Genomic DNA, 2570 nt, shown 5'->3' with positions numbered 1-2570 from the left:
CGGGGAATAGCCGCCATGTTCAGCGCGATGAACGGTTTGTCGGCGCGCGGGCTCTGGCAATGCAGAGCCCGCGCCGCCAGTTCCTTGCCGGTGCCGGTTTCGCCGTTAATCAGCACGGTCATCGCCGAACGCGCCGCCTTCCGCAACGTGCTTAGCAAAGTCTGCATGGCCGGCGACTCGCCCAACATGATGGGGATATCGATACTACGCGGCTGATCGGCTTGGCAAATAGAAGTAAGACTGTTCAAGGCACTTAACTTTTTATTCATTGGCAAATCACAAGTAGTGTTTTCACGAATGCTTGCTAGAGCGACTTATCAAAACTAATCAGGCAGGACAGGAAAACGGCATGCTGTCCGGTAATCAGCTCTTGGCTATTGTTAAATTTAAAAAAGCCACCTTGGCTGCCTGTCGAATCGTCATAACGATACTCGCTGCGCAGCGCCACCGAGGCCGAATCCAGTGGGATTTTGTATTCCAATGTGGCCGTTATCGACTTGATCAATTGCCGATTGCCGGTTAAACGCCCGTCGCCGTCCCAGTAAATTTCCGGGCGCAATGCCACGCTCCAAGGTCCGTCGATATGCCAACGGCTGAACAATGCGGAGCCCATCCACAACATTTGTCGATCTGTGCTGGACTGGGCTAAACGTTCTGTGCCGACGTCGTAGGCCAGCGCTACCGTCACATCCTGACCGGTCCATTGCAGAATCGAATCGGAAAAATAACGCCAGTTTGCGGTGTCGGTGTTGCGTTGTTCCGGCCCGGCAAACAGGTTTTGGGTGAATTTCCATGCTGGGCTGATCGTCCACGCCACTTGCGAGGCATATTTCGGCTGATCGCTACGATAGGCCAGATAGTCGTAATCGCTGACCAAGTACAAGCCGACCGTGACATCCTGATTAAGCGGATATTGGCCGCCAAAGCCAAGCAGATAATAAGGTGAATAATCGGCAATCCAGGAGCGCGTGTAATTGAAATTATCTTTGGCGAACATCGACTCAAAGCCGATGAAGCTATTCATCAATCCTGCGGTCAAGGTCAAGCCGTTGCCGATCGGCGCCAGATAACTGACATTGGCGCGCGACAGGTAACGCAGAATGCTATAGCCCGGCAATCGATCGCTGCCCGGCACTTGTCCGTCAGTGTCGTAACCGGCCTGAGCACCGATTTCCAATCCCCAGCGCGAAGATTCCGAGGCCAATTTACGCAAATAGAACATGCCCATGTTGGGGGTGAATTCATTCAAGCGCATCGTGGTTGCCTTGCTGCGATAGGCGATTTCGTCATCGCTTTGAAAGGCATTGGCATAGCTCAAATCAATGGTAACGCCGACTTGCCATTCGCTAGTATCCGCCCAAGCGTGATGGCAGCCGATGAGCAGCAGCGCCACCCAATTAAGTTTGCGATGTTTAATAACCATAAAGATACGCACGGATTCGATTTAATGCTTGTCTGCGCCGGGTAAACTGGCTTGATCCAAAGCCAGATTCAACTTCAACACGTTGACTCTGGGTTCGCCGAATACCAACCACTGCCGGCCTTCGGTATGCGCGTCGACCAATTCGCGCAACTTGCCTTCGCCGATTTTGCGGATTTTGGCGATGCGTTTGATCTGGTATTCCGCCGCCGCGATGCTGATGTGCGGATCGAGGCCGCTGCCGGAGGCGGTGACCAAATCCACCGGTACCGGCGCCGTATTGCCCGGGTCGGCGTCCTTCAAAGCTTGAATACGGGCAGAGACCGCCTCGGTCAGCGCCGGATTGGTCGGCCCCAGGTTGGAACCGGCGGAAGCGGCGGCGTTGTAACTATAGGGTCCGGTAGCCGACGGCCGGCTCCAGAAGTATTTCGGCTCGCTGAAGGTTTGGCCGATCAGTTCCGAACCGATGGGCTGGCCTTTGTCGTTCTTGACCAGACTGCCGTTGGCCTGATCGGGAAACACGGTTTGGGCGATAATGGTGACCAATGCCGGATAAGCGGCGCCGGTTACCAGGGTCAACAAGAGCAGCAGCATTGCCGCGGGTTTTAAGTAGGTAGACATATATGTTCCTTACACCAGATTCATAGCAACCAAAAGTAAATCGATGGCCTTGATGCCGATGAACGGCACGATCAAGCCGCCGACGCCGTAGACCAGCAGGTTGTTTTGCAATAGTTTTTCCGCGCCGACCGGTTGGTATTTAATACCTTTCAGGGCCAGCGGTATCAAGGCGATGATGATCAAGGCATTGAAGATCACCGCCGACAGAATGGCGCTGGCCGGAGTCGCCAGACCCATCACGTTCAGCACGTTCAAGGCCGGATAGGTGGTGGCGAAGGCCGCCGGGATAATCGCAAAATATTTGGCGACGTCGTTAGCGATACTAAAGGTAGTCAGCGCGCCGCGGGTCATCAGCATTTGCTTGCCGGTTTCGACGATTTCGATCAGCTTGGTCGGGTTGGAATCCAGATCCACCATGTTGCCGGCTTCTTTCGCCGCCTGGGTGCCGCTGTTCATCGCCACCGCCACATCGGCCTGCGCCAGCGCCGGCGCGTCGTTGGTACCGTCGCCGGTCATCGCCACCAACCGG

General features: G+C 55.1%; 3 protein-coding genes and 1 pseudogene. All 4 read right to left on the bottom strand.

Annotated elements, in window-relative coordinates:
* Positions 1-269: sigma 54-interacting transcriptional regulator (locus NP596_RS20935; RefSeq protein ID WP_371927995.1), on the bottom strand; the 269-nt coding region annotated here is incomplete at its 3' end.
* 35 nt (positions 270-304) lie between these two features.
* Positions 305-1423, bottom strand: coding sequence for an outer membrane beta-barrel protein (locus NP596_RS20930; RefSeq protein WP_256617327.1), 1119 nt, complete (start codon positions 1421-1423; stop codon positions 305-307).
* Positions 1424-1444: 21 nt separating this feature from the next.
* Positions 1445-2041, bottom strand: coding sequence for a potassium-transporting ATPase subunit KdpC (gene kdpC, locus NP596_RS20925; protein ID WP_256617326.1), 597 nt, complete (start codon positions 2039-2041; stop codon positions 1445-1447).
* A 9-nt stretch (positions 2042-2050) separates the two neighbouring features.
* Positions 2051-2570 (bottom strand): annotated as a pseudogene (locus tag NP596_RS20920) (potassium-transporting ATPase subunit B); the annotation flags it as partial.

Origin of the sequence: Methylomonas rivi (genome assembly GCF_024505165.1) — a bacterium.
GTDB lineage: Bacteria > Pseudomonadota > Gammaproteobacteria > Methylococcales > Methylomonadaceae > Methylomonas > Methylomonas rivi.
Note: the sequence above shows the minus strand (reverse complement) of the source record. Positions and strands in the feature narration are given on the sequence as shown.

Coding starts and splice junctions, on each gene's coding strand:
- NP596_RS20930 (WP_256617327.1), bottom strand. CDS start 1,423: ATGGTTATTAAACATCGCAAACTTAATTGGGTGGCGCTGCTGCTCATC.
- kdpC (WP_256617326.1), bottom strand. CDS start 2,041: ATGTCTACCTACTTAAAACCCGCGGCAATGCTGCTGCTCTTGTTGACC.